The sequence below is a fragment of the Roseateles sp. genome (assembly GCF_036486225.1).
Lineage (GTDB): Bacteria > Pseudomonadota > Gammaproteobacteria > Burkholderiales > Burkholderiaceae_C > Roseateles.
Window position 1 is genome coordinate 1 of record NZ_DASVNZ010000076.1, and the last position, 5,947, is coordinate 5,947.

5 protein-coding genes are annotated in these 5,947 nt (G+C 71.3%); all 5 read left to right on the plus strand.

Features of this window, described 5'->3' with window-relative positions; translation table 11 throughout:
- Positions 1-824: DUF5691 domain-containing protein (locus VF536_RS05595; protein ID WP_331613820.1), on the plus strand; the 824-nt coding region annotated here is incomplete at its 5' end.
- On the plus strand, positions 821-1,927 hold the full coding sequence (locus VF536_RS05600; protein WP_331613821.1) for an AAA family ATPase: 1,107 nt from the start codon (positions 821-823) through the stop codon (positions 1,925-1,927). The genes VF536_RS05595 and VF536_RS05600, both read left to right, overlap by 4 nt.
- Positions 1,928-1,994: 67 nt before the next feature.
- A complete protein-coding gene (locus tag VF536_RS05605; protein WP_331613822.1) occupies positions 1,995-4,340 on the plus strand; it encodes a DUF5682 family protein in 2,346 nt (781 codons plus the stop codon).
- Positions 4,337-5,605, plus strand: coding sequence for a VWA domain-containing protein (locus VF536_RS05610; RefSeq protein ID WP_414710288.1), 1,269 nt, complete (start codon positions 4,337-4,339; stop codon positions 5,603-5,605). The genes VF536_RS05605 and VF536_RS05610 overlap by 4 nt, the downstream gene beginning before the upstream one ends.
- On the plus strand, positions 5,595-5,947 hold a 353-nt coding region (locus VF536_RS05615; protein ID WP_331613824.1), incomplete at its 3' end, for a DUF1697 domain-containing protein. The genes VF536_RS05610 and VF536_RS05615, both read left to right, overlap by 11 nt.

The following is a 5,947-nucleotide window of genomic DNA, read 5'->3' on the forward strand; positions in this document are numbered from 1 at the left end:
TGCGTCTGCCGGACGCCGCGCATCCGCGCCGCGCCATCGCGCGGCTGTCGCCGCTCCTCCGTCGGGAGCCCGCGCTGTTGCGGCAGCACTGGGTCATCGACACCCCGGAGGCCGCGACCCCCGACTGGGCGTCCGACCAGATCGTCGCCGCGCGCCCGTCCGCCGAGAAACTCGGCGAGCGTGCCTGGTGGCTCTATCAACTGGTGCGCCAGGTGCCGTTGGACTGGTGGACCGCGACGACCTCGATGACGCCCGCCGAGCTGCTCGCCTGGGCCGGCAAGACCGATTGGGCCGAGGCGCTGATGCGGGGCTGGTTCGATGTGCTCGCCGCGACGCGAGAGGTCGAGTGGTGCGAGGCCTTCCTCGACGCGCTGCAGGCGTCCGCCGCCCATCCGGCGCAACTGAACGTCCCGCTGCAGATGCATCAGACCGCGCAGGCGCTCAGCTGGCTGCCGCAGGCCCGTCGCGAGCGCCACTGGCTGCGGCACCTGAAGCAGGGCTCGTTGCCGTTGTCGGCGCTGATCGCGGCCGCGAGCGGCGGCGAGACGCTCGGCGCCGACCTCTCGCAGGCGCTGACCGCGCAACTGCTGACGCGCGCCCGCGCCGGCACGCTGAAGGACGACTACGCCGTGCGCGCGATGCTGGCCGACTTCGGCGCGGTCGTGCACGCCGACAGCCTGCCCGCGTATGCGTCGCTGGCCGACGTCCGCGCCGCCGACGAGACCGCCGCCCATGCGGAGCAGTTGCAGGCCGTCGCGCAGACGGCCGCGCTGCGCCGCGTCCTGCTCGCCCTTTCATCCGATCCGATCCCGAGGACCTCATGACGACTTCCACCGAGACCTCCGCCGCCTCGCAGCTGCTGCGCCGCCATGCCGAGCACCAGTTCGCCGAGGAACTCGCCGAGCTGAAGCGCCAGGACACGCGCCCGCGTCCGGAGAACTGGGCGATGTCGCCGTGGGCCGTGCTGCGTTACCTGATGGGCGGGACGCTGGAGAACGGCTTCGAGGTCAGCGCCAAGTACATCGGCGACGAGCGGCTGATGGAGATCGCCGTCGCCACGCTGGCCACCGACCGCGCGCTGCTGCTGTACGGCGTGCCGGGCACCGCGAAATCGTGGGTGTCGGAACACCTGTCGGCGGCGGTCAGCGGCGATTCGACGCTGCTGGTCCAGGGCACCGCCGGCACCGGCGAGGAACAGCTGCGCTACGGCTGGAACTACGCGCAGCTGCTGGCCAACGGGCCCAGCGAGGCGGCGCTGGTGCCCAGCCCGATGATGAAGGCGATGCGCGACGGCAAGATCGCGCGCATCGAGGAACTGACGCGCATCCCTGCCGACGTGCAGGACTGCCTGATCACCGTGCTGTCGGAGAAGACGCTGCCGGTGCCCGAGCTCGGCTCCGAAGTGCAGGCCACGCGCGGCTTCAGCGTGATCGCCACGGCCAACAACCGCGACAAGGGCGTCAACGAACTGTCCGCCGCGCTCAAGCGCCGCTTCAACACGGTGGTGCTGCCGGTGCCGGCCAGCGAGGACGCCGAGGTGTCCATCGTCGTCAAGCGCGTGGCCGAGCTGGGCGTCGCGCTGCAGCTGCCCGCCGAGCCGCCGGCGCTCAAGGAAGTGCGGCGCATCGTGCAGATCTTCCGCGAGCTGCGCAACGGCCGCACCGAAGACGGCAAGACGCAGCTGAAGTCGCCCAGCGGCACGCTGTCGACGGCGGAGGCGATCTCCGTGATCAACAGCGGCATGGCGCTGGCCGGACACTTCGGCGACGGCGTGCTGCGTCCGCGCGACGTGGCCTCAGGCCTGCTCGGCGCGATCGTCAAGGATCCGGTGCAGGACCAGGTCGTCTGGAACGAATACCTGGAGACGGTCGTCAAGGAACGCACCGACTGGAAGGACCTGTATCGCGCCTGCCGCGAGCAGTCCTGAGCCGCCGGTCGTCATCCTGACGCTCGCGATCCCCGCGTCCCCAGCCCCTGACCATTCCCAAGCGGCCATGAGCGATCCGGTCCATTACTTCGGCGTGCGGCACCACGGCCCGGGCTGCGCGCGCAGCCTGCTCGCGGCGTTCGAGGCGCTGAAGCCCGACTGCGTGCTGATCGAGGGTCCGCCCGAGGCGGACGGCCTCGTCGCCGCCGTGCTCGATCCTGCGATGACGCCGCCGGTGGCGCTGCTGACGCACGGTGTGGAGGAGTCCGACCGCGCGGTCTACCACCCGTTCGCGAGCTTCTCGCCGGAGTGGCAGGCCTTGCGTTGGGCCGGGCTCGCGGGTGTGCCGGTCCGCTTCATCGATCTTCCGGTCGGTATCTCGCTTGCGTTGGAGAAGGCGAGGGAAGAAGAGGCCGCGCAGCCGACCGCAGAACCGACGCCGGAATCGACACCGGGATCGACGGAGCCTGATTCCACGGAGGAACCTGCCGAGCGCTCGGCGCGCCGCGGCGATCCACTGGACTGGCTCGCCCGCGCGGCCGGCTACGCCGACGGCGAGACCTGGTGGAACCACATGGTCGAGGAACGCGGCGACGGCGAGGACCTGTTCGCCGCGATCTCGGAGGCGATGACGACCTTGCGCGCCGAGTCCGGCGACGACGAGACGCTCGATCCTCAGACGCCGCGCGCCCACCGCGAGGTCCTGCGCGAGGCCCACATGCGCCAGTGCATCCGCGCGGCGCGCAAGGAGGGCTTCGAGCGCATCGCGGTGGTCTGCGGCGCTTGGCACCTGGGCGGCCTGCGGGCCGACGTCACCGCCAAGGCCGACCAGACGCTGCTCAAGGGCGTGCCCAAGCTCAAGGTCACGAGCACCTGGGTGCCATGGACCTACCGGCACCTGGCGCGCGAAAGCGGCTACGGCGCCGGCATCCACTCGCCGGGCTGGTACGAACACCTGTGGCTGAGCGGGCAGGGCGGCCAGGATGGCAATGACGGCGAACGCCGTCCCCGCGCGATCGGCTGGCTGGCGCGCGTCGCGCGGCTGATGCGCGAGCGCGACCTGGACTGCTCCTCCGCGCACCTGATCGAGGCCGCCCGCCTCGCCGACACGCTCGCCGCGTTGCGACAGCGGCCCGCGCCGGGCCTGGATGAACTGCACGAGGCCACGCGCACCGTCATGACGCTGGGCGACGAGGCGGTGCTCGGCTTCATCCGCGATGAGCTGGTCATCGGCGATCGCCTGGGCGGCGTGCCGGCCGACGTGCCCACGGTGCCGCTGCAGCGCAACCTGGAGCAGCTGCAGAAGTCGCTGCGGATGAAGCCCGAGGCGACGCAGAAGACGTTGGACCTCGACCTGCGCCAACCCAACGACCTCGCCCGCAGTCATCTGCTGCACCGGCTGCGTCTGATCGATCTGCCCTGGGGCGACATCGCGCGCACGGGCAAGTCCTCGCGCGGTACTTTCCACGAGATCTGGACGCTGCAATGGCAGCCGGAGTTCGCGCTGCGCGTGATCGAGGCGAGTCGCTGGGGCCAGTCCGTCGCGCAGGCCGCAACGACCGCGGTCGCCGAGCGCTGCGGCAAGTCGGCGAATCTGGCCGCGTTGGCGGAACTCGTCGACCGCGTGCTGCTCGCCGACCTGCCGGAGGCGGTGACGATCGCGTCTCGCGCGCTGCAGGACCATGCGGCGGTCACCGGCGACGCCGACCAACTGCTGGGCGCGTTGCCGCCGCTGGCCAACGTCTTCCGCTACGGCAATGTGAGGCAGACCGACGCGGCGATGGTGGGACACGTCTTCGACGGCCTCGTGACGCGCGCGGCGATCAGCCTGCCGCTGATGGGCGATTCGCTGGACGAGGCCGCGTCGGAAAAGGTCCGTGATCGGCTGCTCGGCGCGCAGGCGGCGGTACGGCTGCGCGATCCGGGCCGTCAGTCCGAGCCCTCGTCGCAATGGCGCGCCGCCATCTCGCAACTGGCCGCACGCGAAGGCGCGCACGCGCTGCTGCGCGGCCTGTGCACGCGGCTGCTGCTGGACGACGGCCTGATCACGGCGGACGAGGCGGGCACCGCGATGTCGCTGCAGCTGTCGCGCGCGGCGGAGCCGGCCAAGGCGGCGGCGTGGCTCGACGGATTCCTGAATCGCAATGCCGTCGTGCTGCTGCATCACGACGGCGTCTGGCCGCTGGTCGATGCCTGGTTGGGCGGGCTCGACGACGAACATTTCATCCGCGTGCTGCCGCTGGTGCGACGCACCTTCGCGCACTTCGACGCGGGCGAGCGACGCGACCTCGGTCAGCGCGCGGCGCGCAAGGGCGGCGGGGCGGGCACCGTGATGGCTGCGGCTGAATGGGACGATGCGCGCGCCGCGCTTCCTTTGCCGCTGCTGCGACTGATACTGGGAGTGGAGGCATGAGCACGCCTGACGACCTGACGGCCCCGGCGGCCACCGTGACCGACCCCGCATCCGCATCCGCATCCGCATCCGCATCCGCATCCGTGACCACGTCCGATGCGGATCGTCTGCGCCGCTGGCGCCTGGTGCTCGGCGGCGAAGCCGAGGACAGCTGTGGCGGCCTGCAAGGCGACGCGATGGAGATGGACCAGGCCTTGAGCGCGCTGTACGGCGACGGCGGCGGACTCGGCGATGACCGCCGTGGCGGCCGCGGCAACTCGGCGCCGCGCGTGGCGCGCTGGCTCGGCGACATCCGCAAGTACTTCCCGAGTTCCGTCGTGCAGGTGATGCAGAAGGACGCGCTGGAGCGCCTGCATCTGCGCGACATGCTGCTGCAGCCCGAGATGCTGCAAGGCGTGCAGCCGGACGTGCACCTGGTCGCGAACCTGATGGCCCTGTCGCGGGTGATCCCGGCGGGGACGAAGGACACGGCGCGCCGCGTCGTGCGGCAGGTCGTGGACGAGCTGATGAAGCGGCTCGAGGAACCGATGCGCGCGGCGGTGACCGGCGCGCTCGATCGCAGCCAGCGCAACCGCCGGCCGCGCCTGTCGGAGATCGACTGGCACCGGACCATCCGCGCCAACCTGCGCCACTGGCAGCCGGAACTCCGCACCGTGATCCCGGAGACGCTGCACGGCTACGGCCGCAAGGCGCGGCGTCCGCAGCGCGAGGTGGTGCTGTGCATCGACCAGAGCGGGTCGATGGCGAACTCGGTCGTGTACTCGAGCATCTTCGGCGCGGTGCTCGCGTCGCTGCCGGCGGTGAGCACCAAGCTGGTCGTCTTCGACACGGTGGTGGTCGACATGACCGAGCAGCTCGACGATCCGGTCGATCTGCTGTTCGGCGTCCAGCTCGGCGGCGGGACCGACATCAACGGCGCGGTGGCCTATTGCCAGTCGCTGATCCGCGAGCCGCGCAACACGATCTTCGTGCTGATCTCCGATCTGTACGAGGGCGGCGTCGAGCCGCAACTGCTGCGCCGCGCGGCCGCGCTGGTCGAGAGCGGCGTGCAGTGCGTGGCCTTGCTCGCGCTGAGCGACGAGGGCGCGCCGGCCTACGACCGCGCGCTCGCGGCCAAGCTGGCGGCGCTGGGCGTGCCCTCGTTTGCCTGCACGCCCGACGCCTTCCCGGGGCTGATGGCGGCCGCGATCCGGCGCGACGATGTCGCGGCCTGGGCCGCGGCGCAAGGCCTCGTCACCAGCCCCAAAGCCCGCCATGGCCGCTAGAAGACAGAGCCACGTCGCGCTGCTGCGCGGCGTCAACGTCGGCGGCAACAAGCGCGTGCCGATGGCCGAGTGGCGTGTGCTGCTCGAAGGGCTGGGCTGCACGAACGTGCGCACGTTGCTCAACAGCGGCAACGCGGTGTTCGATGCCGTGCCTTCGCCGAAGCTGCCGGCGCGCATCCGCCAGGTGCTGATCGACGGCCTGGCCGTCGAGGTGCCGGTGATCGTGAAGACAGCGGCCGAGATGGCCGCGATCGAAGCCGGGAACCCGCTGGGGGCGGTGGCCACAGATCCGTCGCGACTGATCGTCGCGTTCACCGCCAATGCCGAAGACCTGGCCGGCCT

Bases quoted from the DNA above. Each gene is read 5' to 3' on its own strand.
- VF536_RS05600 (WP_331613821.1), top strand. From the start codon at position 821: ATGACGACTTCCACCGAGACCTCCGCCGCCTCGCAGCTGCTGCGCCGC.
- VF536_RS05605 (WP_331613822.1), top strand. From the start codon at position 1,995: ATGAGCGATCCGGTCCATTACTTCGGCGTGCGGCACCACGGCCCGGGC.
- VF536_RS05610 (WP_414710288.1), top strand. From the start codon at position 4,337: ATGAGCACGCCTGACGACCTGACGGCCCCGGCGGCCACCGTGACCGAC.